At 65.4% G+C, this 25,163-nt stretch carries 28 protein-coding genes and 1 pseudogene; 18 read left to right on the forward strand and 11 right to left on the reverse strand.

What is annotated here, in order from left to right; translation table 11 throughout:
• Nucleotides 1-11 precede the first annotated feature (11 nt).
• Genes AC1D1Y_RS15040 through AC1D1Y_RS15065 form a run of 6 tightly spaced genes read left to right on the forward strand, consistent with a single transcriptional unit; the run spans nucleotide 12 to nucleotide 4,665 of the window.
• Nucleotides 12-473, forward strand: a complete 462-nt coding sequence (locus AC1D1Y_RS15040; protein ID WP_477683029.1) for a MarR family winged helix-turn-helix transcriptional regulator — start codon at nucleotides 12-14, stop codon at nucleotides 471-473.
• A 24-nt stretch (nucleotides 474-497) separates the two neighbouring features.
• On the forward strand, nucleotides 498-1,805 hold the full coding sequence (gene hmgA, locus AC1D1Y_RS15045) for a homogentisate 1,2-dioxygenase (RefSeq protein WP_477683030.1): 1,308 nt from the start codon (nucleotides 498-500) through the stop codon (nucleotides 1,803-1,805).
• A gap of 31 nt (nucleotides 1,806-1,836) precedes the next feature.
• On the forward strand, nucleotides 1,837-3,105 hold the full coding sequence (gene fahA, locus AC1D1Y_RS15050; RefSeq protein ID WP_477683031.1) for a fumarylacetoacetase: 1,269 nt from the start codon (nucleotides 1,837-1,839) through the stop codon (nucleotides 3,103-3,105).
• A gap of 54 nt (nucleotides 3,106-3,159) precedes the next feature.
• A complete protein-coding gene (locus tag AC1D1Y_RS15055) occupies nucleotides 3,160-3,516 on the forward strand; it encodes a hypothetical protein (RefSeq protein WP_477683032.1) in 357 nt (118 codons plus the stop codon).
• Complete coding sequence (locus AC1D1Y_RS15060; protein ID WP_477683033.1) at nucleotides 3,497-4,279, forward strand: cytochrome P450; 783 nt, start codon at nucleotides 3,497-3,499, stop codon at nucleotides 4,277-4,279. Before AC1D1Y_RS15055 ends, AC1D1Y_RS15060 begins: the two co-directional genes overlap by 20 nt.
• 41 nt (nucleotides 4,280-4,320) lie before the next feature.
• Nucleotides 4,321-4,665 carry an antibiotic biosynthesis monooxygenase family protein gene (locus AC1D1Y_RS15065; protein WP_477683034.1) on the forward strand — a complete coding sequence of 115 codons (345 nt, stop codon included), beginning with the start codon at nucleotides 4,321-4,323 and terminating at the stop codon, nucleotides 4,663-4,665.
• 12 nt (nucleotides 4,666-4,677) lie between these two features.
• On the opposite strand, the gene AC1D1Y_RS15070 is transcribed toward AC1D1Y_RS15065, so the two are convergent.
• Nucleotides 4,678-5,076, reverse strand: a complete 399-nt coding sequence (locus AC1D1Y_RS15070; RefSeq protein ID WP_477683035.1) for a DUF2784 domain-containing protein — start codon at nucleotides 5,074-5,076, stop codon at nucleotides 4,678-4,680.
• Between the two features lie 156 nt (nucleotides 5,077-5,232).
• Here AC1D1Y_RS15070 and AC1D1Y_RS15075 point away from each other — a divergent pair, with 156 nt between their 5' ends.
• The 4 genes from AC1D1Y_RS15075 to AC1D1Y_RS15090 all read left to right on the forward strand — a co-directional run bounded on the left by AC1D1Y_RS15075 (nucleotide 5,233) and on the right by AC1D1Y_RS15090 (nucleotide 11,547).
• Nucleotides 5,233-7,635 carry a YgiQ family radical SAM protein gene (locus AC1D1Y_RS15075; RefSeq protein WP_477683036.1) on the forward strand — a complete coding sequence of 801 codons (2,403 nt, stop codon included), beginning with the start codon at nucleotides 5,233-5,235 and terminating at the stop codon, nucleotides 7,633-7,635.
• Nucleotides 7,636-7,724: 89 nt separating this feature from the next.
• The gene (locus AC1D1Y_RS15080) at nucleotides 7,725-9,332 is read left to right on the forward strand and encodes an ATP-binding protein (protein ID WP_477683037.1); all 1,608 of its coding nucleotides are present in this window, start codon (nucleotides 7,725-7,727) and stop codon (nucleotides 9,330-9,332) included.
• Nucleotide 9,333: 1 nt separating this feature from the next.
• On the forward strand, nucleotides 9,334-10,512 hold the full coding sequence (locus AC1D1Y_RS15085; protein WP_477683038.1) for a rhomboid family intramembrane serine protease: 1,179 nt from the start codon (nucleotides 9,334-9,336) through the stop codon (nucleotides 10,510-10,512).
• Nucleotides 10,513-10,707: 195 nt separating this feature from the next.
• On the forward strand, nucleotides 10,708-11,547 hold the full coding sequence (locus AC1D1Y_RS15090) for a hypothetical protein (RefSeq protein ID WP_477683039.1): 840 nt from the start codon (nucleotides 10,708-10,710) through the stop codon (nucleotides 11,545-11,547).
• Nucleotides 11,548-11,558: 11 nt separating this feature from the next.
• On the opposite strand, the gene AC1D1Y_RS15095 is transcribed toward AC1D1Y_RS15090, so the two are convergent.
• Nucleotides 11,559-11,918, reverse strand: coding sequence for a hypothetical protein (locus AC1D1Y_RS15095; RefSeq protein ID WP_477683040.1), 360 nt, complete (start codon nucleotides 11,916-11,918; stop codon nucleotides 11,559-11,561).
• 371 nt (nucleotides 11,919-12,289) lie between these two features.
• Here AC1D1Y_RS15095 and AC1D1Y_RS15100 point away from each other — a divergent pair, with 371 nt between their 5' ends.
• The gene (locus tag AC1D1Y_RS15100; protein WP_477683041.1) at nucleotides 12,290-13,195 is read left to right on the forward strand and encodes a DMT family transporter; all 906 of its coding nucleotides are present in this window, start codon (nucleotides 12,290-12,292) and stop codon (nucleotides 13,193-13,195) included.
• 16 nt (nucleotides 13,196-13,211) lie between these two features.
• On the opposite strand, the gene AC1D1Y_RS15105 is transcribed toward AC1D1Y_RS15100, so the two are convergent.
• Nucleotides 13,212-14,150: a CoA transferase gene (locus tag AC1D1Y_RS15105; RefSeq protein ID WP_477683042.1), complete on the reverse strand. Its 939-nt coding sequence runs from the start codon at nucleotides 14,148-14,150 to the stop codon at nucleotides 13,212-13,214.
• A gap of 207 nt (nucleotides 14,151-14,357) precedes the next feature.
• On the opposite strand from AC1D1Y_RS15105, the gene AC1D1Y_RS15110 reads away from it, so the two are divergent.
• The 6 genes from AC1D1Y_RS15110 to AC1D1Y_RS15135 all read left to right on the forward strand — a co-directional run bounded on the left by AC1D1Y_RS15110 (nucleotide 14,358) and on the right by AC1D1Y_RS15135 (nucleotide 17,651).
• Nucleotides 14,358-14,927 carry a DUF2975 domain-containing protein gene (locus tag AC1D1Y_RS15110; protein WP_477683043.1) on the forward strand — a complete coding sequence of 190 codons (570 nt, stop codon included), beginning with the start codon at nucleotides 14,358-14,360 and terminating at the stop codon, nucleotides 14,925-14,927.
• Between the two features lie 19 nt (nucleotides 14,928-14,946).
• Complete coding sequence (locus AC1D1Y_RS15115; RefSeq protein ID WP_092127875.1) at nucleotides 14,947-15,162, forward strand: helix-turn-helix domain-containing protein; 216 nt, start codon at nucleotides 14,947-14,949, stop codon at nucleotides 15,160-15,162.
• Nucleotides 15,163-15,184: 22 nt separating this feature from the next.
• Nucleotides 15,185-15,385, forward strand: a complete 201-nt coding sequence (locus tag AC1D1Y_RS15120; protein WP_477683044.1) for a hypothetical protein — start codon at nucleotides 15,185-15,187, stop codon at nucleotides 15,383-15,385.
• Between the two features lie 168 nt (nucleotides 15,386-15,553).
• Nucleotides 15,554-16,579 (forward strand): alpha/beta fold hydrolase, encoded by a 1,026-nt coding sequence (locus AC1D1Y_RS15125; protein ID WP_477683045.1) that lies wholly within the window; start codon nucleotides 15,554-15,556, stop codon nucleotides 16,577-16,579.
• 155 nt (nucleotides 16,580-16,734) lie between these two features.
• Nucleotides 16,735-17,325, forward strand: a complete 591-nt coding sequence (locus AC1D1Y_RS15130; protein ID WP_477683046.1) for a carboxymuconolactone decarboxylase family protein — start codon at nucleotides 16,735-16,737, stop codon at nucleotides 17,323-17,325.
• Complete coding sequence (locus tag AC1D1Y_RS15135; protein WP_477683047.1) at nucleotides 17,322-17,651, forward strand: TfoX/Sxy family protein; 330 nt, start codon at nucleotides 17,322-17,324, stop codon at nucleotides 17,649-17,651. The genes AC1D1Y_RS15130 and AC1D1Y_RS15135 overlap by 4 nt, the downstream gene beginning before the upstream one ends.
• A gap of 22 nt (nucleotides 17,652-17,673) precedes the next feature.
• On the opposite strand, the gene pobA is transcribed toward AC1D1Y_RS15135, so the two are convergent.
• On the reverse strand, nucleotides 17,674-18,843 hold the full coding sequence (gene pobA, locus AC1D1Y_RS15140) for a 4-hydroxybenzoate 3-monooxygenase (protein ID WP_477683048.1): 1,170 nt from the start codon (nucleotides 18,841-18,843) through the stop codon (nucleotides 17,674-17,676).
• A 113-nt stretch (nucleotides 18,844-18,956) separates the two neighbouring features.
• On the opposite strand from pobA, the gene AC1D1Y_RS15145 reads away from it, so the two are divergent.
• Nucleotides 18,957-19,799, forward strand: coding sequence for an IclR family transcriptional regulator domain-containing protein (locus tag AC1D1Y_RS15145; RefSeq protein ID WP_477683049.1), 843 nt, complete (start codon nucleotides 18,957-18,959; stop codon nucleotides 19,797-19,799).
• 7 nt (nucleotides 19,800-19,806) lie between these two features.
• On the opposite strand, the gene AC1D1Y_RS15150 is transcribed toward AC1D1Y_RS15145, so the two are convergent.
• The 7 genes and pseudogenes from AC1D1Y_RS15150 to AC1D1Y_RS15180 all read right to left on the reverse strand — a co-directional run bounded on the left by AC1D1Y_RS15150 (nucleotide 19,807) and on the right by AC1D1Y_RS15180 (nucleotide 25,160).
• A complete protein-coding gene (locus AC1D1Y_RS15150) occupies nucleotides 19,807-20,793 on the reverse strand; it encodes a Bug family tripartite tricarboxylate transporter substrate binding protein (RefSeq protein WP_477683050.1) in 987 nt (328 codons plus the stop codon).
• 135 nt (nucleotides 20,794-20,928) lie between these two features.
• Entirely contained in the window at nucleotides 20,929-21,777 is an 849-nt protein-coding gene (locus AC1D1Y_RS15155) for a DMT family transporter (protein WP_477683051.1), read from the reverse strand.
• A 27-nt stretch (nucleotides 21,778-21,804) separates the two neighbouring features.
• Nucleotides 21,805-22,536 (reverse strand): ABC transporter ATP-binding protein, encoded by a 732-nt coding sequence (locus tag AC1D1Y_RS15160; RefSeq protein WP_477683052.1) that lies wholly within the window; start codon nucleotides 22,534-22,536, stop codon nucleotides 21,805-21,807.
• Nucleotides 22,536-22,751: an ABC transporter ATP-binding protein C-terminal domain-containing protein gene (locus AC1D1Y_RS15165; protein WP_477683103.1), complete on the reverse strand. Its 216-nt coding sequence runs from the start codon at nucleotides 22,749-22,751 to the stop codon at nucleotides 22,536-22,538. The genes AC1D1Y_RS15160 and AC1D1Y_RS15165 overlap by 1 nt, the downstream gene beginning before the upstream one ends.
• A gap of 15 nt (nucleotides 22,752-22,766) precedes the next feature.
• Nucleotides 22,767-23,285: pseudogene (locus tag AC1D1Y_RS15170) on the reverse strand (ABC transporter ATP-binding protein); the annotation flags it as partial.
• A complete protein-coding gene (locus tag AC1D1Y_RS15175) occupies nucleotides 23,278-24,300 on the reverse strand; it encodes a branched-chain amino acid ABC transporter permease (protein ID WP_477651999.1) in 1,023 nt (340 codons plus the stop codon). The pseudogene AC1D1Y_RS15170 and the gene AC1D1Y_RS15175, both read right to left, overlap by 8 nt.
• Nucleotides 24,297-25,160, reverse strand: a complete 864-nt coding sequence (locus AC1D1Y_RS15180; protein ID WP_477651998.1) for a branched-chain amino acid ABC transporter permease — start codon at nucleotides 25,158-25,160, stop codon at nucleotides 24,297-24,299. Before AC1D1Y_RS15180 ends, AC1D1Y_RS15175 begins: the two co-directional genes overlap by 4 nt.
• Nucleotides 25,161-25,163: the final 3 nt, after the last annotated feature.

Genomic DNA, 25,163 nt, shown 5'->3' on the forward strand with positions numbered 1-25,163 from the left:
GTAAGACCGACATGATCAAGCTCGACAGAACCCTGACCTACCGCCTGCATTTGCTGCACAAGCTGACCGACCTGGAAAGCCAGCGCGCCTATGTGGCCGGGGCCGGGCTGTCGATGAGCGACGGCCGCTGCCTCACGGCGGTCGGCACCTTCGCGCCCTTGTCGGTCAACGACCTCGCACAAAAAGCCAACCTGAACAAGGGCCAGGCCAGCCGCGCCGCCCAGTCGCTGGTCGAGCAGGGCCTGGTGGTCAAGGCCGCCAGCCCGACCGACGGCCGGGGCGTGGTACTGACCATGACGCCCAAGGGCAAGGCCGCCTGGCAGTGTGCCATGCAGGTGGTGGGCCGGCGCAACCAGGACATCTTTGGTGTGCTGAGCGCGGCCGAGCGCGAGCAGCTCAGCGGCTTTTTCGACCGGCTGATCGCCAAGGCCAGGGCCGACGGCGGCGCGGTGGAAGACACCGGCGAAGAATGACATGGGAACTTTGGAGAAACTTCAATGAACACGACGACCACCTTGCGATACCAGTCCGGCTTCGGCAATGAATTCGCCAGCGAAGCCGTCGCCGGCGCCTTGCCCGAAGGCCGCAACAGCCCGCAGCGCGCGCCGCACGATCTGTACACCGAGTTGATCTCGGGCACGGCCTTTACCGCGCCGCGCGCCGACAACCGCCGCACCTGGCTCTATCGCCGCCAGCCGTCGGTGGTGGCGGGCGGTTACCAGGCTTACGCGCAGCCGCAGTGGACCACGGGCGCCGCGGGCGGTGTGGCCGTGCCGCCCGACCCTTTGCGCTGGAGCCCATTTGCGATTCCCGCGCAGCCGCTGGATTTTGTCGACGGCCTGCGCACCGTGGCGGCCAACGGCAACGCCGATGCGCAGACCGGCATTGCCGCGCACATGTACGTCGCCAACCGGTCGATGGCGCGGCGCGCATTGGTCAACGCCGACGGCGAAATGCTGCTGGTGCCGCAGCAAGGCCGGCTGGTGCTGACGACCGAACTCGGCATCCTGGACGTCAAGCCTGGTGAGGTCGCGCTGCTGCCGCGCGGCATGGCTTTCAGCGTGGCCCTGCCCGACGGTGCCTCGCGCGGTTACGTCTGCGAAAACTACGGCGCGCATTTCCGCCTGCCCGAGCTCGGCCCCATAGGCTCCAACGGCCTGGCCAATGCGCGTGACTTTCTGGCGCCCGTGGCGGCTTTTGATGCCGACGACGCACCAGGCAAGAGTTACGAGATCATCAAGAAGTACGGCGGCCGTTTATGGTCGGCGCAGCAGCTGCGCAGCCCCTTCAATGTGGTGGCCTGGCACGGCAACCTGGTGCCCTGCAAGTACGACACGGCGCACTTCATGACCATAGGCTCCATCAGCTACGACCATCCGGACCCGTCCATTTTCACCGTGCTTACCTCGCCATCGGACACGCCGGGCACGGCCAACTGCGATTTCGTGATCTTCCCGCCGCGCTGGATGGTGGCCGAGAACACCTTCCGCCCGCCCTGGTACCACCGCAACCTCATGAGCGAGTTCATGGGACTGGTGTACGGCCAGTACGACGCCAAGCCCGAAGGCTTCAAACCGGGCGGCGCCTCGCTGCACAACTGCATGGTGCCGCACGGCCCCGACACCGAGGCGTTTGAAAAAGCCAGCACGGCCGAGCTCAAGCCGCACAAGCTCGACAACACCCTGGCCTTTATGTTTGAAAGCCGCTACCGCTTTATCCCCACGGCCTATGCGATGGAAGGCGGCTCGCTCGATACCGCCTATGCCGGCTGCTGGGCCGGGCTCAAGGACCAGTTCAAGGCTTGATGCCTGCCACCTATTTTTTGCAAAGCCGACCATGATGAATTCGCTGAATGCCACCCACGACCCGAAGCTGCGCAGCTGGGTAGCCTCCGCCAATGGGACCACCGACTTCCCCATCCAGAACTTGCCTTTCGGCACTTACAGCCTCATGCCGAAGGGCGAACGCCGCATCGGTGTCGCCATCGGCGACCAGGTGCTGGACCTGCAGGCGGCGGGGCTGATCAATGCCAGCGACATGAATGCGCTGATGGCAACAAGCCCACAGGAGATGAGCGCGCTGCGGGCCGCGATCTCGCAAGGCCTGACTGAAGGCAGTGCGAAGCAGCGCGAGTGGTCGGGCTTGCTGCACCCCCAGGATGCGGTCACCCTGCACCTGCCTTGCCGCATCGGCGACTACACCGACTTTTACACCGGCATCCACCATGCGACCACGGTCGGCAAGCTGTTCCGGCCCGACGCGCCGCTGCTGCCGAACTACAAATGGGTGCCCATCGCTTATCACGGCCGGGCATCGTCCATTGGCGTCAGCGGCCAGAAATTCCCGCGGCCGCTGGGGCAGACCAAGGGTCCGAACGAGGAGGCGCCGGTCTTGCGGCCCAGCCATCGCCTGGACTACGAACTCGAACTCGGTGTGCTGGTGGGGCAGGGCAACGCGCTGGGCGACGCTCTGGGCATCGAGCAGGCCGAGGCCCATGCTTTCGGGATGGTGTTGCTTAACGACTGGTCGGCGCGCGACGTGCAGGCCTGGGAGTACCAGCCGCTGGGCCCATTCCTGGCCAAGAATTTCGCGAGCACCATCTCGCCCTGGATCGTCACCCTGGAGGCGCTCGCACCGTTTCGCGCGGCCTTCTCGCGCCCCGAGGGCGACCCGCAGCCTTTGCCCTACCTCGACTCGCCAGGCAACCGGCAGCAGGGCAGCCTGGACGTGGAACTCGAGGTCTGGCTGCACACACAGGCCATGCGCGAGGCCGGCCAGGGTCCCGAGCGCCTGTCGCAATCCAACTTTCGCGACGCCTACTGGACGGTGGCGCAAATGCTCGCGCACCACACCGTCAACGGCTGCAACCTGCAGCCCGGCGATTTGCTGGGTTCGGGCACCTTGTCTGGGGTGCGGCCCGAGCAGGCCGGCTCGCTGCTGGAGCTAAGCGCCGGCGGCAAAAACGCATTGAAACTGGCCAACGGCGAGACGCGCACCTTCCTCGAGGACGGCGACGCCATCATCCTGCGTGCCTGGTGCGAGCGCGAAGGTTTCCAGCGCATAGGTTTTGGCGAATGCCGGGGGCAGGTGCTGCCCGCACGCTAAAAGCGGTCATGTTTCGTCCGCGAGCGAAGCATAGGGTCGATGTTTGGGGCAAAAATGATGGCCATGCACCTCGACACCAACCCCGAAAACATCCTCGCGGCCTCCGCCCACCGCAATCCCTATCCGTATTACGCAACCCTGGTCGCTGGCCCGGCGCTGGTGTTTGACGCGCCGCGCAAGCTCTGGATCGCGAGCAGCGCGGCCAGCGTCAAAGAGGTGCTGGGCAATCCGGCCTGCCGCGTGCGACCCGTCGCCGAGCCTGTGCCCGCGGCCATCGTCGGCTCGGCGGCCGGCGAAGTCTTTGGCCATCTGGTGCGCATGAACGAAGGCCTTAGGCATGACGCGCCCAAGCTGGCTTTGCAGCGTTTCCTGGCGGCGGTGGACCTGGACCTTGTCGCGCTGGGCGTTTGAGGTGCCCGTGATGGCGGTGGCCGACCTGCTGGGTTTTGCCGAAGATGAGCTGCCCCAGGTGGCGCGCTGGATGGCCGACTTTGTCGCCTGCCTCTCACCGCTCAGCACGCCGGCCCAACTCGCGGCGGCCGGCGATGCCGCATCGGCCTTGCTCGCACGCTTTGCGGAGCTGGTGCAAGCGGCAGACGCCCAGCCCGGCAGCGCGCTGGCACGCCTGCAGCACGAGGCCGCGCAGGCCGGCTGGCACGATGCGCAGGCGCTGCTTTGCAATGCGGTCGGCTTGCTGTCGCAAACCTATGAAGCCACGGCGGGTTTGATCGGCAACAGCGTCGTCGCACTGGCCACGCAGCCCGGCTTGCTGGATGCCACGGAGCGGGAGCCCGGCCAGCTGCTGCAGATGGTCCATGAGGTCAGCCGCTATGACCCTTCCATCCACAACACGCGCCGCTTTGTGGCCGGGGCCACCGAGGTCGCGGGCGTTTCACTGCAGGCCGGCGATGTGGTGCTGCTGGTGCTGGCCGCCGCGGGCCGCGACCCCGCGTGCAACGCCCGGCCCAACGAATTCCTGCTGGAGCGACCGGACCGCGAGGTGCCCGGCTTCGGCCATGGCGCGCACCAGTGCCCGGGCCAGGCGCTGGCTTGCGTGATCGCGGCGGCGGCCGTCCGGGCCTTGCTGGTGCCGGGGCGGCTCAAGGATGCCGCGTCGTTCAGCTGGACTTACCGGCCCGCCATGAATGCCCGGATTCCGGTCTTCACCGGCTGATGCCACCATCACACCCCGCTCGCCAATAACAAAGGCCCCCCATGATCGCGATTATTTTTGAAGTGCTGCCCGCCCAGGGCCAGAAGCAGACCTACCTCGACATCGCCGCGGCGCTCAGGCCGCAGCTCGAAAAAATCGACGGCTTTATTTCTATTGAGCGCTTTGAAAGCCTGAGCACGCCGGGCAAGCTGCTGTCGCTGTCCTTCTTCCGCGATGAGGCCGCCGTGCTGGAATGGCGCAAGCTGGAAACCCACCGTAATGCGCAAAGCCGCGGGCGCGGCGGGGTGTTTGAGGACTACAGGCTGCGTGTGGCCCATGTGCTGCGCGATTACGGCATGACCGAACGCGACGAAGCGCCGGCCGACAGCCGGCAGATTCATGGCTGATTAACGGTCGATTCAGCGCGCGCGGCGCGGCGGCCACCACCACCAGCTCAGCAGGACCAGCACGCCGAACGCGGAGTAGGCCACCATGAACATCCAGGCCGGCGCGTTGAAAAAGATCAGCCTTGAGAGCCAATGCTCGATAAACGAATCGGCATAGGCTTCTTGCCCGGCCTGCAGTCGCAGCGACTGTTCCCAGAGGGTGAGGGGGCATACCTGGCCCAGCCAGCTTTGCAGCACCACAAAGGCGATCAGCGCCAGGTGCGCCAGCCGGACCCACAGCTTGCGCACCCAGGCCCAGCCGCGCAGGCCGCCGGCCATGAATAGCAGCTGGCCCAGCACGGCAAAAGCCACGATGGCCACGTGCAGCAGCAACATCAGGTCGGCGAGCCAGCCGGCGGTAAAAGGTGTCATGGGGATGATTTAAAGGGAAAAGCGATTGAATCCGTGGTCCCTGAGCCACTTTATGCCCCTCGGGGGCCTGTGTCGGGGCCTTTGTAGGGCTTAAATGCCGGATAAAGAGGCATAACTCAGGGTAAACCTTACAATCGAGGGTTACCCAAAGTCCCCATGAACGCCCCCGTCGACGTCTCCTTCTTCACGCGCGCCGCCAAGCCGCTGACCAGCTACCGCAAGTACTGGGCCGCCCGCTTCGGCACCGCCAAGTTTCTGCCCACCAGCCGGGCCGAGATGGAYGYGCTSGGCTGGGACAGCTGCGACATCATYSTGGTSACGGGCGACGCCTATGTCGACCACCCGAGCTTCGGCATGGCCGTCATTGGCCGCATGCTGGAGGCGCAAGGCTTTCGCGTCGGCATCATCGCCCAGCCCGAATGGCAAAGCGCGGATCCCTTCAAGGTGCTGGGCAAACCCAACCTGTTCTTCGGCGTGACCGCCGGCAACATGGACTCGATGATCAACCGCTACACGGCTGACCACAAAATCCGCAGCGACGATGCCTACACCCCCGGCGACRTAGGCGGCAAGCGCCCCGACCGCGCGGCGCTGGTGTATTCGCAGCGCTGCCGCGAGGCCTWCAAGGACGTGCCCATCATCCTGGGCGGCATCGAAGGCTCGCTGCGCCGCATCGCGCATTACGACTACTGGTCCGACAAGGTCCGCCGCAGCGTGGTGGTCGATGCGAAGTGCGACCTGCTGCTCTACGGCAATGCCGAGCGCGCCATCGTCGAGATCGCGCACCGCCTGGCCGCCAAGGAGCCCGTGGCCAACATCACCGACGTGCGCGGCACGGCCTTCATACGCCGTAGCGGCGACGAAAGCGCCCAGGGCTGGTTCGAGATCGACTCCACCAGTGTGGACGCGCCGGGCCGCGTCGAGGCGCACGTCAACCCCTACCTGATGATTTCCGACCAGGCGCGCGAACAGGGCGCGACCTGCGCACGTGAGGATGAAGCCACCGAAGTGGCGGTCAAGGCCGAATCGGCAGGCTCGCCCATGGTGGCCAAGGCTGCGCCGGCCAACCCGGCCATCAAGCCGCTGACCTTTGTCGCCAACCCAAACCTCCCGTCCACGGTGCACACCGCGCAGGGCAAGATCAAGGTCCCGCCGCGCGACCGCTCGGTGATACGCCTGCCGTCCTACGAACAGGTCAAGAGCGATGCGGTGCTCTATGCCCACGCCAACCGCGTGCTGCACCTCGAAACCAACCCCGGCAACGCCCGCGCGCTGGTGCAGGCCCACGGCGAAGGCGCCACGGCGCGCGACGTGTGGATCACGCCGCCCCCCATCCCGCTGACCACGGCCGAGATGGACTACGTGTTCGACCTGCCTTACGCCCGTTCGCCGCACCCGCGTTATGCCGACGAAAACGGCAACCACGACGGCGCGACCAAGATTCCCGCGTGGGAGATGATCCGTTTTTCCGTCAACATCATGCGCGGCTGYTTYGGYGGYTGCACCTTCTGCTCCATCACCGAGCAYGARGGCCGCATCATCCAGAGCCGCTCSGAAGACTCGGTGATCCGCGAGATCGAGGCGATCCGCGACACCGTCAAGGGTTTTACCGGCGCGATTTCCGACCTGGGTGGGCCCACCGCCAATATGTACCGCATAGGCTGCAAGTCGCCCGAGATCGAGGCCGCCTGCCGCAAGCCTTCGTGCGTGTACCCGGGCATCTGCTCCAACCTCAACACCGACCACAACCCGCTGATCAAGATGTACCGCCGCGCGCGGGCCTTGAAGGGCGTGAAGAAGATCCTCATCAGCTCCGGCCTGCGCTACGACCTGGCCGTGMAAAGCCCSGAGTAYGTGAAAGARCTGGTGMMRCACCACGTGGGYGGCTACCTSAAGATYGCRCCCGAGCACACCGAGCAGGGCCCGCTCACCAAGATGATGAAGCCCGGCATCGGCAGCTATGACAAGTTCAAGCAGATGTTCGAGAAGTACAGCCTCGAAGCCGGCAAGAAGCAGTTCCTGATCCCGTACTTCATTGCGGCCCATCCGGGCACCAGCGACGAAGACATGATGAACTTGGCSATCTGGCTCAAGAAGAATGGYTTYCGCGCCGACCAGGTGCAGACCTTCTACCCSAGCCCCATGGCCACGGCGACGACGATGTACCACACCAACAAGAACCCGCTGCGCAAGATCACGCGCGACAGCGAGACGGTGGACATCGTGCGCGGCGAACGCCGCCGCCGGCTGCACAAGGCCTTCCTGCGCTACCACGATCCCAACAACTGGCCGGTGCTGCGCGAGGCGCTCAAGGCCATGGGCCGCGCCGACCTGATCGGCAACGGCAAACACCACCTGATCCCGACCTTCCAGCCGATGACCGACGGCAGCTACACCAGCGCGCGGCGCAAGAACTCGACGCCGCTGGCGGGCAAGCCCGCCGGTTCCGGAGTTGCGTTGAAGAGCGCCACCCCGGTCAAGGGCCGCATGCTGACCCAGCACACGGGGCTTCCGCCTCGCGTGACCGGTTCAGCCAAACCCCGCAAGACAGGCCGCTAGAAAGCGATTGCGGCATCCCGATCCCCGAGGTGCCGTCCAGACTCCTAGAATGCCTGATGAGAATAAAAGGGCTATCCGGGAGGGGAACCATGCAGGCAGGCTTCACAAAGCGGTTCATCGCGGCTCTGTTGCTGTGCGTGGCCGGTACGAGCGTCATCGCTCAGACGCAACAAACTTACCAGGCACAGGCGGGGCGCGTCCTGTCCGCCGACGAGCAGCAGGTTGTGCTCCTGGTCAACGAGTCGGCTGCCCTGCTTGACCAGGGCCGTACCGAGCCCGCGGCGGCCGTCGCCCGGCGGGCGCTGGAGCTGGCTAAAACAACCCGTATGCGCGACATTGAGGCGCTGGCCTTGCACAACCTTGCGCGGCTGGAATTCAAGGGCGGCCAGACCGATTTGGGTCTGCGCCTGTTGCGCCGTACCCTGTTGCTGTACGAAATCGAAGGCAATATAGGCGGGCAGGGGATGACTCGCCTGGAGATGGCCGAGATGCTCTCCCAGCTGGGCCAGCCCGAAGCCTCCAGGGCGCAGGCCGATGCCGCTCGCAAACTATCTGCCGCCGCGGGCGACAGCCTGGGCCTGCTCAACGCCACCAGCCTGGCCGTGCGGACTCACCGCGGCGATCCCGCAAGCAAAGAGGCCCAGATCGAAAGCCTGTTGGCGCAATCCCAGGCGCAGGGAGCGCCTCTGGCCGAGGCCACCGCATTGCGCCAGCAGGGCCGCCGGGCCATGGAGGAAGGCCGGCTACAGGATGCGCAGCAGTTTTTCGATCGCTCCCTTGCCCGTTCCCTGACCGCCTTGAATCCGGAAGCGGAGTCCTATTCGCTGGTGACGCTTGGCGAGCTTGCCGCCGCGCAATACAAGCTGCCCGAAGCACAGGCCTTCTACCAGCGCGCCCTGGGCGCGGCGCATAAAAGCAAGGATTCCGGCGCCGTGGGCAATGCCTTGCTGAAGTCCGCGCTGCTGCAGGGACTGATGGATAACGCGGCGCTCATGCGCGAGCAGGCGACGCAGGCGCAAGCCGCTTTCAAGGCCGACGGGCAGCTTGTGGGCCAGGGCTTGGCCAGCGAAGCGCTGGGTGACGCCGAGTGGATGGAAGGCCGCAGGCCGAGGGCTGAGGCCTTCTACCGTGAAGCCATCAGGGCGGGCGAAACGACAAAACAGCCGGAGAACGAGGCCAGCGCGCGCTTGCGCCTGGCCTCGCTGCTGCGCCCCAAGGCTTTCCAGGCGGCAAAGGCCGAAGCCGAGCGCGCCATCGAGCTCTACAGGGCGGCAGGCATGAAGTCTGGCATCGCGCAAGGCTTGTTCGAACTGGGGCGTATCCACGGCGCTGCCGGCGATGTTCCCAAAGGCCTTGAGATGGTCCAGAAAAGCCGCGATGCGTTTGCGCAGATCAACCGTCAGGACAAGATGGCCATGGCGGATTTGATGATCGCGGGTGCCCAGCGCTATGCCGGTAATCTGCCCGAAGCGCTGGTCGCCGTACGGCGTGCGATTGACGGCTACGGCAAGGCCGGCATATCGGCGGAAGAGGCCAGCGCAGAGCAAGAACATGCCGACATACTGGCAAGAATGGGCGACGCGCAGGGCGCGCAAGCCGCGTTGCAGCGCGCGCTGCTGCTGGCCCGGCAAAGCAGCCGGCCCAAGCTTGTCGACGCCGTCCAGCGGAAAATCGACTCACTGAAGAAGGGAGGCTGAAATGGCGCAGCCTTTTGACGACACCCGCCCGGACACGCGGCCGGCAGCCCTCGATGCCGGGATCACCCGCAAGCGCGCATGGGCATGGTGCACCCTGCTGATCCTGCTGGCGATGCTGGGCCTGACCGCGACGGCGCTCTACAGTTCCAACGCCTGGTTTGCCCCCAATGACGCCCTGCTGAAATGGGGCGGCAACTCCGCCACGACCACTCTGCAGAGCGGTAACGCGTGGCGGCTGGTCGCATCCAAGCTGCAACTGGGGTCCGTGATCGGCGCCGCGGCCTTTATTCCCTTTTTCTGGGTGGTCTCGGGGGCCTTCGAGCGCACCTATGGCACGCTGAGCCTGTTGTTGTCGTTTGTGCTGGTGTCGGCGCTGTGCAGCGTGGCGACACTTTATTTCCGCGATTTTGCGACGGTGAGTGTGGGCGCCGGCGGGCCGGCGCTGGGCCTGGGGCTGTGCCTGCTCATTGCCATGTTGCGGGGGACCGAAGGTGCGCCCGGCAGGCGCGACCTGTCCATACTCAGCGGGCTGGCCCTGGTCCCGCTGCTCGGCCTTCTGGGTTTTGCCGTCGCCAAGGGCTCGGCGGATTTCGGCTCGCTGCTGTGCGGGCTGTCCTGCGGCGCTGTCATGGGCATACTGCTTCAGCCGAAAGCGGCCCAGGCGAGCGCGGGACGCGGCAACCGGTTTGCGGCCGTCGCGGTATCCGTGGCCGCGGCAGCCGTCATCGCCACCGGGACGCTTTATGYGCCCAAGCCGCCGTACTACTGGTCGGAAGTCGTGGCGTTGCAGCAGGCCGCGCGGGAGTATGAATCGCAGATCAATCCGCTCAATGCGCGGTTCGAAACATTTATGAACAGGGCGCTCGATGGGGATATCCCGCCCAAGGACCTGGTGCCGGAGATGCAGGCGGAGCTCATCCCCGCATGGCGGGCGCTTGAACAGCGCTGGAGCGTGTTCACCATCAACCCGGCGATGCCGGACGCAGCGATGCTGGCTTCGATGAAGCAGTACCTGCAGAGCCGCCGCGCGTTCCTGGAGGCGACGTTCAGGGGCTGGACCACCGGCGACGAAACTGCTTTCATCGATGCGGCGAAGCACAAGGCGATGCTTGAGCAGGCTCGCCTGGTGCTGACAGGCGCGCCAGGCGCCAGGGTGGCGCCAAAGCCGGCAAAGCCTTGATAGAGCTGGCCGGGCCCTGCATCTTTGCGGAGCTGTGACGTCCGACGGGGGCTCTATGACGGGTACTGGGTACTGCGCTCAGGCCGCCTGGTTGTCAGAGACAGGCGAGTTGCGGCCAGCTCTTTCTGGCAAGATGGACTGACGCCCAGCAGCTTTCGGCGTGGCACCGCTGCTATCCATCACACGGAGAGACCCATGCACATCGCACTCAGAGCCCTCTTGGCTTTCACCATGGCCGCTGTCATGGCCTGCGCCTGGCTGGCGCCCCTGGACGCGCCGGCCATGCGGCAGGTCGATGCCGGCCTCAAGCGCGCGCTGGTCAGTTTCGCGACGGCGCGCCTGCTCAATGCCGTGATCTCTGTCGCGCAGGGCACTGAGGCCTCGGTGCAGCCTTTCGGTGTGGGCGTGACCTTCACGCCTGGGCAAATCCTGGATCCGGTGAACGACCTGGTGGAGCAGTTCTCGCACTTGATGCTGGCGGCCAGCGTTGCCTTCGGCATCCAGAAGGCGCTGATCAGCATAGGCAGCTACTGGCCGGTGTCGCTGGCCTTGAGCGCCGCGGCGCTGGGCTGGTGGTGGTTCCAGCTGCGCAGGTCGCGGGCGCCGCCCTGGCTGTCCAGGCTGCTGGTGATTTTGCTGATGCTGCGCTTTGCCGTGCCGGTGGTGACGCTGGGCAGCGACCTGCTGTGGCAAAAATTCCTGGCGGCCGACTACGCGGCCAGCCAGCAGTTGATAGACGGCGCGACGGGCCAAGCCGTTCAGCTCAACCCCGCTGCCGCGGCCGCACCCGATAACCGCGGCCTGGTCGACAGCATGAAAGACTGGCTGGCGAAAAACGGCGACGTGGGCCGGCATTTCGAGAATCTCAAGCGCGCGGCAGAGCAGGCCACCGAGCACATCATCAAGCTCATCGTGATCTTTGTGCTGCAGACCCTGGTGATTCCTTTGCTGTTGCTGTGGGCCCTGTATGCCTTTGTCAGGCAGGTGTTTGAGCGGCCGGCACCAAGGGGGTTTGTATCGACCGCCGTTCCTTGAGCAGCTGTTTTTTAGTCGGCAAGCGACCAGGGCTTGATGCTTCCGCGCTCGAATTCATCGAGCGCTTTTGCCACGGGGACGTTGTAGGTGAATTCGGCTGCGCGGCCTTGTGAGGCAAGCTGTTTCCAGCGCGCCGCATATCCTTCGACTCCGATGTTCATGCCTTGCTTGAATTCGTAGTTTTTCAGGCTTGCCTGCAGCGCCGGCAAGGTGATGGCGATGGGACCCAGCTTGTTGCGCTTCGTCTTGTCCGGCATGGTGACGATCATGTTGTTGACCAGCACAAACGCCACGGGCCCAACAGGTGTTGAGGCTTCGATGGCCAGGGTGGTCACGGAAATCGCGCCATCGCCCCGGTGCGTTTCGATCATCCAGGTCTGGCCCGCGGCAAGCGGCGGCGGCGGGCGCGGACTGCAAGCGGCCAGAGTAAGCGTTGATGCAACTACCGTGGCCGCAATGCAGGAGGCTAGGGTGAGGTGTTGCGGAGCGAGGCTTCTCATCATGCGAATGATCTTAGCCCAGGCGATGCGGGCCTGTTCGTCACCTTTTCGTTATCATCTCGCCCATGCAACTCCAGCTTTCTCCCCCCTCCGTCAGCCTGTGATGCACCCGGCTTGACGCCGGGCTGCGCCCTTTGGCCGTGCCAGTTCCAACGGAACGGCGCGCGGCCTTGAGTTGACGCGCCTGCCTGCTTTTTTCGCGGCGACCCCGCCTGCGGCAGGCGCACGGACGGAGAATTTTCATGAAAACCCAAACATCGGCCACCCTGGCCTGGGGCGGTGTCTTGCTTGCGGGCGTCTTGTGGGGCGTGGGTGCCCTGGTTGCCCAGTCTGTGATGGCCGGGGGCATGGCGCCCTACAGCCTGTCCCTGGCGCGCTTCGCGCTGGGCCTGCCGCTCCTGTGGTGGTGGCACTGGCGGCAGTTGCCGCTTGCGCCACATACCGCCCATTGGCGGCAACTGCCGCGCCGCGGCCAGGCGCTGGTTGTGGGCACCGGCCTGGCCATGGCGCTCAACGTCACGAGCTGGTTCATCGCCATGGGCTACATAGGCGCGGCGCTGCCGACGGTGATCTCGATCTGCTGCGCGCCGGTGATCGTCGCGCTGCTATCGGTGCTGCGCGGCTATGAGCGCGCCAGCGGCCGGTTGCTGCTGGCTTTGGGCCTGGCCTTGCTGGGTGTGGGCCTGATCGCCATGCCCGGCGAGGGCTTGAGCCTGCCGGCGCATTACGCGGCCGGCCTGGCTTGGTCGCTGGCTTCGGCCGCACTGTATTCGCTGGTGGTGCTGGGCAATGCGCGCATGCCCTCGCACATTCCCGCGGTCACGGCCTCGGCGTGGAGCATGAGCGCGGCCGCCTTGTTGATGCTGGCCCTGGCCATCTCACAAGGTGTGACCTGGCCGCAGCACACCACCGCCTGGCTGCAGGTGGCTTACACCGGCATCTTCACCACCTCGATCGCCTACCTGGCCTTCGCCTGGGGCGCGCGGCGCCTGTCGCCGACCGCGACGGTGATAGGTACGCTGGTGGAGCCGCTGGTGGCCGCCGTCGCGGCGGCCTGGCTGTTTGCCGAACCGCTGAGCGCGCAGCAGGGCGTGGGCGCCTTGCTGCTGGGAGCGGCGATGGTGGTGCTGGCGCGGCGGGCTTCGTGAGTTCGCGCAGGGACGCTCAGGCCGCCAGCGTATGCAGCGGGATGTCCTTTTCCACGGCCAGCGCGTCCAGCTCCTTGCGTGTCTTGCCTTTGAGCCAGGTTTCAATCGCCGCATGCGTGGCCGGTGCGAACATCGCCTTCATGCCCGAGGCCTGGACGCCGGCGACGGTGCACAGGCTGGCCGCGAAGTGCGGCTCCAGCGCCGCCAGCGCGACGCGGCCGTCCTTGCAGGCGTAGAGGCGGTAACCCGCATGGCCGCCGCCCACGGCTGCGCCGGCTTGCGTCAGGCCCCAGCTGCGCGGCAGGGCCAAGTAGCCGGCCGCGGCGGAGAGGGCGACTTCAAGGTACGCGCCTTTGCCCTTGCTTCGCTGGTGCATCACGGCTTGCAGCACGGCTTCGCTGGCCATCAGCGAGCCGCCCATGTCGGCGTACAGCGTGGCAGGCAAGTCCAGCGCGGTGACCAGGTCGTTCTCGGCCAGGTAGGTGAGGTCGTGGCCGGGTTCTTCGGCGCGCTCACCCGGGCTGCCGACGATGGCGACCTGGCTGAGCTGCGGGTGTTGCTTGTGCAGCGCCTTCCAGGTCAGCCCGAGTTTGACCAGGGCTGAGGGCCTGAACGAGGTGAGCAGCACGTCGGCCTTTGCGAGTTCGCGGTGCAGCAAGGCCTGGCCGCGTTCGGTCTTGAGGTCGGCGGTGGCGGTGCGCACGCCGGCATGCAGCGCCGCGTAGGCCTTGGGGTTGTAGAGCTTCATCGGGTCGCCCGAGGCACCAGCCGGAGCACCGGCGGGCGGGGGCGGCTCAAGTTTCACGCAACTCGCACCCATCTGCCGGCAGCGCATCAGCGCCGCAGGGCCGGGCAGGTTGAGTGCCAGGCTTACGACACGTACGCCTTTGAGCGGCTGGATGGGGGCGGGCGAAGAGGGCGTTTTCCGGGCGGCGGGGGATTTGGAAGTGGGCATTGAAGGGGTGGGAAGCGTGAAGGGAAGGCCGGCCCGGCTCGCAGGCGTGCAGGCAATTTACCCCAAACCTTTGCCCGCGGTAGCGCGGGTTGTCGCTAAAGCGCCCAAAATTATCGAAAGAATTTCTGTTTTAAAGATATTAATTATTGTTTTACGGTAATTATTCTGCGACACTGAAGCCCTCTTCACAAGACAAGAGGTGCTCCCTTGAAACACACAGCAACTCCCCTGGCCCCTTCCGAGCCTGWTGTGCAGGGCATCAGCAGCGTGCTGGCCTGGGCCTGCGCCTTGCTCGCGGTGGCGCTGCCGCTGGCGGTGGCCTACCACCTGCTCAGCACCCCGGTGGACAGCCTGCTGCTGCGCGCGGGCCTTTCGCTGCAGGCCGCACAGGCCGCCGCCATGGACATCACGCTGGGGCAAAAATGCCTGGCCGCGCTGCTGGGCGTCTTGCCGGTGTGCTGCGCGTCCTACGGCCTGGTGTGCGCGATGCGCTGCTTTTCGGGGTTTTCGCAGGCGGAGTATTTCAGCCTGCGCACCGTCAAATACCTGCGCGGTTTTGCCGCCGGTATTTTTGCGTCGGTGGTCACGGGTGTGCTGGCATCCACGCTGGTCACGGTGGTGCTGACCCTGGGTGCGCCGGCCGGGCAGCGCGCGCTGTCGCTGGGCCTGGGCAGCAACGAGCTGCTGACCCTGTTGTTCGCCGGCATGGTGTGGCAGATCGCCGCCGTGATGGCGCGCGCCGTCGCGCTGGCCGAAGAGAACGCGCAGTTCGTTTAACTTTTTTCGTTTTCCGCGCGTGCCCATCGTCGTCAAACTCGATGTGATGCTCTCCGAACGCAAGGCCAGGTCCAAGGACCTGGCCGCCTACGTCGGCATCACCGAAGCCAACCTCTCCCTGCTCAAGCAGGGCAAGGTCAAGGGCGTGCGTTTTGACACGCTGATGCGCATTTGCGAATTTCTCGATTGCCAGCCGGGGGACCTGCTTGTTTCCCGGCCGGACGACACCACTTGATTCCCTGTTCAGGAGCCTTTCCATGAAACGTCTTGCTATTGCCGCGGTCCTTGTCACTTTGCTGAGCGCCTGCGCCGCCGTCAATTGGGAGCAGACCGCGAAGGAGTCCGTCAAGTCGGCCTGCCGTGGATCCAGCAATTGCAGCATCCCCTGCGACCGCAACAACCCGGCCACTTTCAACGACCCGCAATGCATCGTGGGCGGCAGGCGGACCTCGCAATAACAAACCTCCAAGATGCCGCCGGAAACGCCCGAGACGACAACCGAACCTGCGCCGCCGCGCTGGGTGGACCGACATCGGTCCCTGGCGGCTGTGCTGGTCGTCATGTTCTCGATGTTTTCCCCCGCGGTAGACCTGCGGCCCAAGCCCCTGCTTCCGGCCCAGTACGAGATGGCCGAGCCTGCCGACCCGCCCGACCTCGACTTGAACCAGATGAAAGCTGAGTCCGCGCAAAAGAGTGGGACAGCCGCAATGGAAGAAGGCGCGGCAGCCTCCGGCGCGCCTTGGCCTTCGGCTACCGGTTCGCATCCGTTCAAGTCTGAAAAAGCACGGAAACGTTACCTGGCTTTCTACGATGCACGCGCCCGCCACTGGCCCGCGCCCTCAGTGACGCAAATGATCGCCGGCGATTTCGGCGACACCCTGGTCCGCATCAGTGGGCCTGCCGATGCACCGCCGCTGGTTTTGCTGCACGGCATCAGCAGCAATTCGCTCACCTGGATGCCCAACATCCAGGCGCTTTCCGCGCACTACCGGGTCTACGCCGTCGACCACATCTTTGATTTCGGGCGCAGCGTCTATCACCGGCCCTTGCGCAGTGCCGCGGATCATCTCGCCTGGCTGGATGGATTGTTCGACAGCCTGGGACTGTCAAACGGGGTGCGCCTTGTCGGCCTGTCTTACGGCGGCTGGCTGGCCGCCCGTTATGCGCTGCATGCACCGCGGCGCCTAGCCGGAGTGGTTTTGCTGGCGCCTGTTTGCACTGTGCTGCCGCTCGCGGCCGGGTGGATTGCCCTGGCCGTGTCGTGCCTGTTGCCGCACCCCTGGTTTACGCGAAATTTTATGCGCTGGTTGTTGCCCGACCTTGCGGCGCAAGGGGGCCCGCCTGGGTCCACTTTTGACGAGGTCGCGAACGAAGCCTTGCTGGCTTTGCGGTCCTTCAAGTCGCGGCGGTTGGTGCCGGCGAATGTTTTCAGCGACGCCGAACTGGCGGCCATCAAGGTGCCCGCACTTTTTATGGTTGGCGTGAACGAGAAAATCTATCCGCCCCTGAAAGCCTGTGAACGGCTTGGCAGCGTGGCGCCGCAGATTCAGACGCTGCTGCTGGCGGATGCCGGCCATGACCTGAGCGTGGTGCGCGCCGATCGGGTCAATGCTGAAATTCTGCGGTTTTTCGGGACAGCTGGCCAGGGCTGACGCGCGGCGTTTCCGGGTACGTGCGCGGCCCGGCCTCCTTTAGATGCAGGAGGCGCATTGCATGGGCGCGGCGTAGACTCGGCCGACGCTCGAAGGCAGCCGCGTCGTCAGCCGATGCCTGCCTGATCCATCCCATTGCCAAAAGGACCCCCACCATGTTTTTGCAAGTTCCCGCCGAGAGTGAGGCGAGTTCGCGCCTGTACAAGAGTGACCTGGAGCAGCAAGGCTTTGTGATGAACCTCAGCCGCCTGTGGGCCTGGCGGCCCGAAGTCTGTGAGGCCTTCTCCGCCTTGCGGGGATTGCTGACGACGCAATCCTCCCTGTCGGACCGTGAACTGGCGGTGATTGTCTGCGCCACCGCCGCAAGCCTTGGCGACTCCTATTGCGCGTTGGCCTGGGGAAAGAAGCTTGCCGCGGCAAGCGGTGCTTCGGCCGCCGCGGCTGTTTTGCAGGACCTTGAGAATGATGCGCTGACGCTGCGTGACCAAGCCTTGTCGGCATGGGCGCGCAAGGTGGCGCAAAACCCGAACGCCACCACGCCGGGAGATGTGGAAGCACTCCGCGCGGCGGGTTTCTCCGAGCGGGAAATTTTTGAAGCCACGGCTTTTGCGGCATTCCGGCTGGCGTTTTCCACCGTCAACGACGCCCTGGGCGTGCGGCCGGACTGGCAGTTGGCCGCTGCGGCGCCGCCAGAGGTCAAGCAGGCCGTCACCTTTGGCCGGCCAAGCGCGGAGCAGACAGCGTGAGCGCAAATGCCGAATTCGTCGCTCACGTGCGTGAACTGCTGGCCCCATTGGGAGACATCCGCGATGGCAAGTTCTTTGGCGGCCACGCGATGAAGCATGGCGGAAGCCAGTTCGCCATGGTCATGGGCAATACCTTGTACTTCCGGGTGGACGACGGTTCGCGGCCGGCCTACGAGAAGAAGGGTTCCAAGCCCTTCAGCTATTCCACCAAAAACGGTGTGGTGCAGGTGCGCAAGTACTACGCTGCGCCCGCCGAATTGCTCGATGACCCGGCGCAGTTGCTGGTGTGGGCCCGGCAGGCCATTGGTGCGGCGGGAACAGCCTGACGGTACGCCTCAAACAAGCAGCTTAAAGCGGCAGGCCCACATAGTTTTCGGCCAGGGCCGTTGAGGCCGCCGGCGAATGGATCAGGTAGTCCAGCTCCGCCTGCTGCAGCTTGTGGCCGAACTCCCCGCCATCGGGGAACTGGTGCATCAGCGAGGTGAACCACCAGGAAAAGCGCACGGCCTTCCAGACGCGGTGCAAGCAGGTCTCTGAATAGCGGTCGATGCCGGTCTCGTCGCCGGCGTAAAAACCGGCCAGCGCGCGGGCCAGGTAGCGCACGTCGCTGGCCGCCAGGTTCAAGCCCTTGGCGCCTGTGGGCGGCACGATGTGGGCGGCGTCGCCGGCCAGGAACAGCCGGCCGAAGCGCATGGGCTCGGCCACAAAGCTGCGCAGCGGGGCGATGCTTTTTTCAATCGACGGGCCCGTCACCAGGCTTTCGGCGAGCTCGGGCGCCAGGCGGCGGCGCAGTTCGTCCCAGAAGGCGTCGTCGCTCCAGCGCTCGGCCTTGTCATCCAGCGCGCACTGCACGTAGTAGCGGCTACGCGTGTGGCTGCGCATGCTGCACAGGGCGAAGCCGCGCGCATGGTTGCTGTAGACCAGCTCGTCGGCCACGGGCGGCGTCTCCGACAGCACACCCAGCCAGCCGAAGGGGTAGACGCGCTCAAAGGTCTGCATCGCGCCGGGCGGCACGCTGGCGCGGCTCACGCCGTGGAAGCCGTCGCAGCCGGCGATGAAGTCGCATTCGACCTCGTGCGCCACGCCGTGCTGCACATAGCGCACCTTGGGCCGTGTGCCGTCGAAGTCATGCAGGCTGACGTTTTCGGCTTCATAGGCGGTGGCCAGGCCCGCCGCGGCGCGCGCGTTCATGAGGTCGCGCGTCACCTCGGTCTGGCCGTAGACCATGACGCTTTTGCCGCCGGTGAGCTGCTGCAGGTCGATGCGGTGGTGGTCGCCGCCGAAGCTCAGCGAAATGCCGCCGTGCACCAGGCCCTCGGCATGCATGCGGCTACCCACACCGGCTTCATCGAGCAGGTCGGTCGTGCCTTGCTCGAGCACGCCTGCGCGTATGCGGCCCAGTACATAGTCCTGGCTGCGCTGCTCGATCACGATGGCGCTGATGCCGGCCTTGTAAAGCAGCTGGCCGAGCAAATGCCCGGCGGGGCCGCCGCCCACGATGGCAACTTGTACACGCATGTCTGTCTCCCGTAAATCCTGTTGGCCTCAAGGGTAGGGCGCGAGGCTTCTGATCGCCAGTGGCGGCAAGCGGCTTTGCACGATGTTTGGCCTGTTTGTGCGATGATCGCGCAATGGTCACGTCCCGAACCGCTTCAAAACCCGGCACCTTTGCGATTGCCAAAGCCGACATGATTGAAGGCATGGCCAAGGGCATGGCGGTGCTGGAGAGCTTCGACACACAGCGCCAGCGCCTCAATGCCACGCTGGCGGCCGAGCGCGCCGGCATCACACGCGCCGCGGCGCGCCGCCACCTGCTCACGCTCACGCACCTGGGCTACCTGGAAACCGATGGCAGCTATTTCTGGCTGGCGCCCAAGGTGCTGCGTTTTTCCGGCAGCTACCTTGCGACGGCACGCCTGCCGCGCGCCATCCAGCCGGCGCTGAACCGGCTGGCCGCGCAGGCGCAGGAGTCGTTTTCGGTCGCGGTGCTGGACGGCGACGAGATCGTCATCATCGGGCGCAGCGGCTTTGAATGGAAGTCCTCAGGCGACCCAAAGGCAGCGCCGGCCCGCGTGCTGGCTTACGGCCTGCACCTGGGCGCGCGCCTGCCGGCGCATGCCACTTCCACCGGCCGCATCCTGCTGGCCGCCAAGACCAAGAGCGAATTCAGCGCCTGGCTCAAGGCAAAAACCGAAACCGGCAACCTGGCGCGGCTGACCTTGCACACGACCACCGACCCGCGCAAGCTCAAGGCCCTGGTCGAGCAGGTGAGGCTGGATGATTTTTGCCTGGCCAGCGAGGAGCATGAGCTGGGTGTGCACGCGCTGGCCGTGCCGCTGCGCGACATGCAGGGCCGCACGGTGGCCGCACTTAACGTGGTGTCCTCGCCGCAGCGGCTGCGCGTGGAGGTGCTGCAGCGCGAGCTGCTGCCTTTGCTGCTGGATGCTGCGCGGGAATTGCGCTCCCTGCTTTAGCCCAGCCTTACTGCGGCACCAGCCCGGCCGCTTTCACGAGCTCAGCATGAATCCGGATCTCTTCCGAAATCACCTGCATCAAGGGTTTGGCTTCATCGACCGCCGGCTCCATGCCTATTTCAATGAGCTTGCTTTTGGCATCGCCGCGAAGCATGGCCTTCACGGACTTGCCGAGGCTGTCCAGGATGGGCTGGGGCGTTTTGGCGGGTGCCAGCAGGGCGATCCAGGCGGACAGCACCACGTTGTTCACGCCGCCTTCTTTCAGCGTCGGAATCTCCGGCGCCGAAATGGCGCGCTTCTCACTGAGCACGCCCACCGGATGCAGCTTGCCGGACTTGATGTGCGGCAGCGCCTCCGGCAGCGGGGCGAAGGCCATGTCCACCACGCCGCCTATGAGGTCGGTAATCGCCGGTGCGCCGCCCTTGTACGGGATGTGCAGCAGTTTCACGCCGGTCCGGCTTTCAAACATCAGGCCGGCCAGATGCTGCGGGCTGCCGTCGCCAGAGGAGGCGTAGGTCAGCTTGCCGGGGTTGGCTTTGGCCGCCGCCAGCACGTCGGCCGGGGTGGCGTATTTCGCCTTGTCGCGCACCACCAGTACCATGGCCTGGTTGACCAGCTTGGTCACGGGCWCAAAGTCGGTTTCAGGGTTGTAGGGCAGTGTCTTGAAGATGCTCTTGTTCGTGGTCAGGAAGGACGCGGGAGACACCATGAGGGTGTAGCCGTCCGGTGGCGCCTTGGCGACCACCGGTACGCCGATCTGGCCCGATCCGCCTGCCCGGTTGTCCACTACAAAAGGCTGGCCCAGGTCGGACGTCAGCTGCTGGCTGATCTGCCGCGCCACCATGTCCACGCTGCCGCCCGCCGGCAGCGCGACGATGACCTTGACCGGCCGGTTGGGGTAGACGTCCTGTGCCGAGGACAGTGTGGCGAACAGGCTGGACGCGGCGCAGAGGGCCGCCAGGAAAGATCGACCGATAGCAGGGGTAGAAGGCATGGCTTGCTTTCAGAGGGGGATGGGATTTCATGCCTGTCGTCGGCGCACTGGTGCGTGCCCCGGACCGGACGGAAAAATCGGAGCAAGTTGTGTACCAGCCCCGCCTGATGCGGCGCGGGAATTGCGTGCCTTGCTTTAGCTTTTGGGCGGCGAAGGGCGCACGGCCAGCGCGACGCCGCCCAGAATGGCCGCGCAGCAGACGGCGAGCGCCCAGCCCAGCGGCTCCCCCAGAAAGGCGATACCGCCCAGCGCGGTGATGGCCGGCACTGACAGTTGTACCGAGGCCGCCGTAGTGGCGGGAAGCCGCTTCACCGCCGCGTACCAGACGATGTAACCCACACCGGAAGTGAGCGCGCCGGAGGTCACGGCATATGCCGCCCCGCGCATATCCCAGACCAGCTGCGGGAACATCAAGCCGGCCAACAACAGTGCTGGCGGCGTGGCGCGCAAGAAGTTTCCGGCGGTGGCCCGCGTCGGGTCACCGGCGTTTTTTCCGCGCAGCGAATACACCGCCCAGGCGATGCCGGCCAGCAACATCAACATGGCCGACGGCAAGCTTGGGGTGGCGGCGCCCGGCAGCAACAGGGCGATGAGGCCCACAACGGCAATTGCCAGGCCGGCGCTTTGCCTTGCGCCCAGCCGTTCGCCGCGGGCCAGCCCGGTGCCCAGCATCGTGAGCTGTACTGCGCCGAACAGCAGCAGGGCACCCGTGGCCGCCGGCAGGCTTACGTAAGCCAGCGAGAATGCGGCGGCGTATACGAACAGCGCCCCGGCAGACGGCCAGTTGCCGGTCGCCGTGACACCACGCCGACACACGAAAAGCCAGAGCACCAGCGCACCCGAAGCGATGCGAAGGGCCGTGAAGCTGGCCGCGTCAATCGGCGTGCTGCGCAGTGCGAGGCGGCACAGGAGCGAGTTGCCCGCAAAGGCGAGCATGGCCAGCACGGTGAGGCTCAGTGTCGAGGTGGCCGGTGATATCTTCATGGTTGCCGCTTCCTGGCAACTCCCGGCTCATACGCCCAGGTATTGCGCCAGCAACTCAGGCTTGGCATGCAGTTCGGGGGAACTGCCTTCAAACACGACCTGGCCCTTGACCAGGATCACGTTGCGGTCGGTGATCTGGGTAACGTGCTTCCAGTTCTTGTCGACGATCACGCTGCTGATGCCGGTTTCGCGGATCAGGCCGCAGATGCGCCAGATGTCGCGCGCGATCAGCGGCGCCAGGCCTTCGGTGGCCTCGTCGAGGATCAGCACGTCCGGGTTGGTCATGAGCGCGCGGCCTATGGTCAGCATCTGCTGTTCGCCGCCTGAGAGCTGCTGGCCGCCGTGGTTCAAGCGTTCTTTCAAACGCGGGAAGGTCTCGAGCACGCGTTCGTAGGTCCAGTCGCGCTGGCCCCGGGTGCCGGCGCGTGCCGCCATCTTGAGGTTCTCGGTCACGCTGAGGTTGCCGAAGATGCCGCGGCCCTCGGGCACGTAGGCGATGCCCAGGCGGGCGATTTCGTAGGGCGGGGCGCCCGTCATGGGCCTGCCGTTGATCGCGACCGAGCCCGAGCGCGGTTTGACCAGGCCCATGATGCTTTTAAGCAAGGTGCTCTTGCCCATGCCGTTGCGGCCCAWGAGGCCAATCGTTTCGCCGCGCGCGACGTGAAAGTCAATGCCGCGCAGCACGTGGCTTGCGCCGTAGTAAGTGTTGATGTCCTGGGCGCCGATCAGGATGTCGATCTGTTTCTCGGGGGCGTTCATCAGTGTTCCTCTCCGAGGTAGGCCGCCTGCACGCGGGCATCTGCGCGTATCTGCGCGGGCGTTCCGCTGGCGATCACCTGGCCGTTGACCATCACGGTGAGCTTGTCGGCCAGCGTGAACACCGCGTCCATGTCGTGCTCGACCAGCAGGATGCCGTGGTCCTTCTTGATGGCCAGCAGCAGGGCGACCATTCGCTCGGCCTCGGCCACGCCCATGCCGGCCAGCGGTTCATCGAGCAGCAGCACCTGCGGTTCGGTGGCCAGTGTCATGGCGATTTCAAGCTGGCGCTGCTCGCCGTGGCTGATGGTGCCGGCGATGCTGTGCTTTCGGTTTTGCAGGCCGGCCAGTTCCAGCGCTTGTTCGGCACGGGTATTGACCGCCGCGAAGTCGGTGGCGCGCTTGAGCCAGTGGGCGGCGTGCGGTGCGCGCGACTGCGAGGCCAGCCTGACGTTTTCCCAGACGCTGAAAGGCAAAAAGATATTGGTCTTCTGGTAGCTGCGGCCCAGGCCCTTGCCCGAGATTTTCTCGGGCGTCCAGCCGGTCACGTCGTGGCCGCCCAGCGTCACCGTGCCCGACGTCGGCGGCAGGTCGCCCGAGAGCAGGTTGGTCAGCGTGGACTTGCCGGCGCCGTTGGGGCCTATGACCGCGTGGATGTGGTTGCGCCAGAGGTCGACCGACACATCGTTGACMGCAGCCAGCCCACCGAAGCGCTTGGTGAGGTTTTTTGCACTGAGCAGGACTTCACTCATGGCCGGCCTCCGCCTTGGCTTTGCGCTGGGTGAATTTTTCAACCAGGCCCAGGATGCCGCGCGGCGCGAAAACCACCAGCAGCACGATGAAGAGGCCCATCCACAGCTGCCAGTGTTTGCCGAGGTTGACGCTGCCGATCTGCGGCAGGTCCTTGAAGACGTGCAGCAGATATTCAAACGCGAAGGCGCCGACGATGGCCCCCGCGAAATTGCCCATGCCGCCCAGGATGACCATCATGATGGCGTGCGCGCTCATGTGAAAGCCCATGAGCTCGGGGTTGATGTAGCCGGTCTGCGTGCCCCACAGGTAGCCGGCCAGGCCCGCGAGCGCGCCGGCCAGGGTGAAGGCCGAGAGCTTGTAGCCGAAGGTGCCGAAGCCCATGGCGCGCATGCGGTGTTCGTTGACGCGTATACCGGCCAGCGTGCGGCCGAAGGGGCTCCAGAGCAGGCGGCGCAAGAAGGCGTAGACCCCCAGCATCGCGCCTAGCGTGAAGTAGTAGAGCGTGAGCTTGCTGTCCAGGTCGAAGGGCACCCAGCCGAAGACGGCGGCGCTGGGCTTGAAGTTGACGTAGAGCCCGTCGGAGCCGCCCAGGGCCTTGTTGTCGAAGAAGAGGTAGAACACCATCTGCGCAAACGCCATGGTGACCATGATGAAGTAGATGCCGTGGGTGCGCACCACAAAGAAGCCGATGATGAGCGCCGCCAGGCCGGAGGCCAGCACGGCCACCGGCAGCGTCCACCATAGGCTCACGGGTTCACCCGCGGGCGTCAGGAAAGCCAGCGCATAGCCGGCCAGGCCGAAGTAGGCCGCGTGGCCCAGCGACACCAGGCCGCTCACACCCTGCAGCAGGTCCAGGCTCATCGCGAAGATCGCCATGATCATCATGCGCGTGACCATCTGCGTGTAGAAGTCGGTACCGACGAAGGGGAAGGCGACCAGCGCGATCAGCCCCAGCCCCAACGCCACCTGCACGCCACGCGGCAGGATTTCGAGGTTTGCTTTTGCCGTGCTCATTGTTTAAAGAGTCCTTCTGGCTTCCACAAAAGGACAGCAGCCATCAACATATAGACCAGCATGCCGGCCATGGAAGGCAGCAGCACCTTGCCGAAGGTGTCGACCAGGCCGACCAGCAGCGCGGAAATCAACGCGCCGCGCACCGAGCCTATGCCGCCAATCACCACCACCACAAAACACATGATGAGCACTTGCGAACCCATGTTCGGGTAGACGCTGGCGACCGGCGCGGCGATCATGCCGGCCACTGCCGCCAGGCCCACGCCCAGCGCGAACACCACGGCATGGATCAGCTTGATGTTGATGCCCAGCGATTCGGCCATGTCGCGGTTGAAGGCGCCGGCGCGTATCTTCATGCCCAGGCGTGTGCGCGAAATCATCCAGTACAGGCCCAGCGCCAGCGCGATGCAGACGCCCGACATGAAGAGGCGGTAGACGGGGTAGGACAGGTTGTCGGTGAGCGGAACGGAGGCGCTCAGCAGCTCTGGAATCGTGACGCCGTGCACGTCGTCGCCCCAGAGGATGGAGCGCAGCTCTTCAAAGATGTAGATCAGGCCGAAGGTCAGCAGCACCTGGTCCAGATGGTCGCGTTTGTAGAAATGGCGGAACAGCAGCCATTCCAGCGCCAGGCCGAAGATGACCGACAGCACCGCGCCGCCGAGGATGGCCAGCGTCAGGCTGCCCGTCAGCGTGCTGAGGGACCAGGCGAGGTAGGCTCCCAGCATGTAGAAGCTGCCATGGGCCAGGTTGACGACACCCATGATGCCGAAGATCAGCGTCAGGCCGGCGGCCAGCATGAACAGCAGCAGGCCGTACTGGACGCTGTTGAGCAGCTGGATAAGGAAGTTGGCGAGATCCATAAA

This window comes from Polaromonas sp. P1_G1 (genome assembly GCF_056405595.1).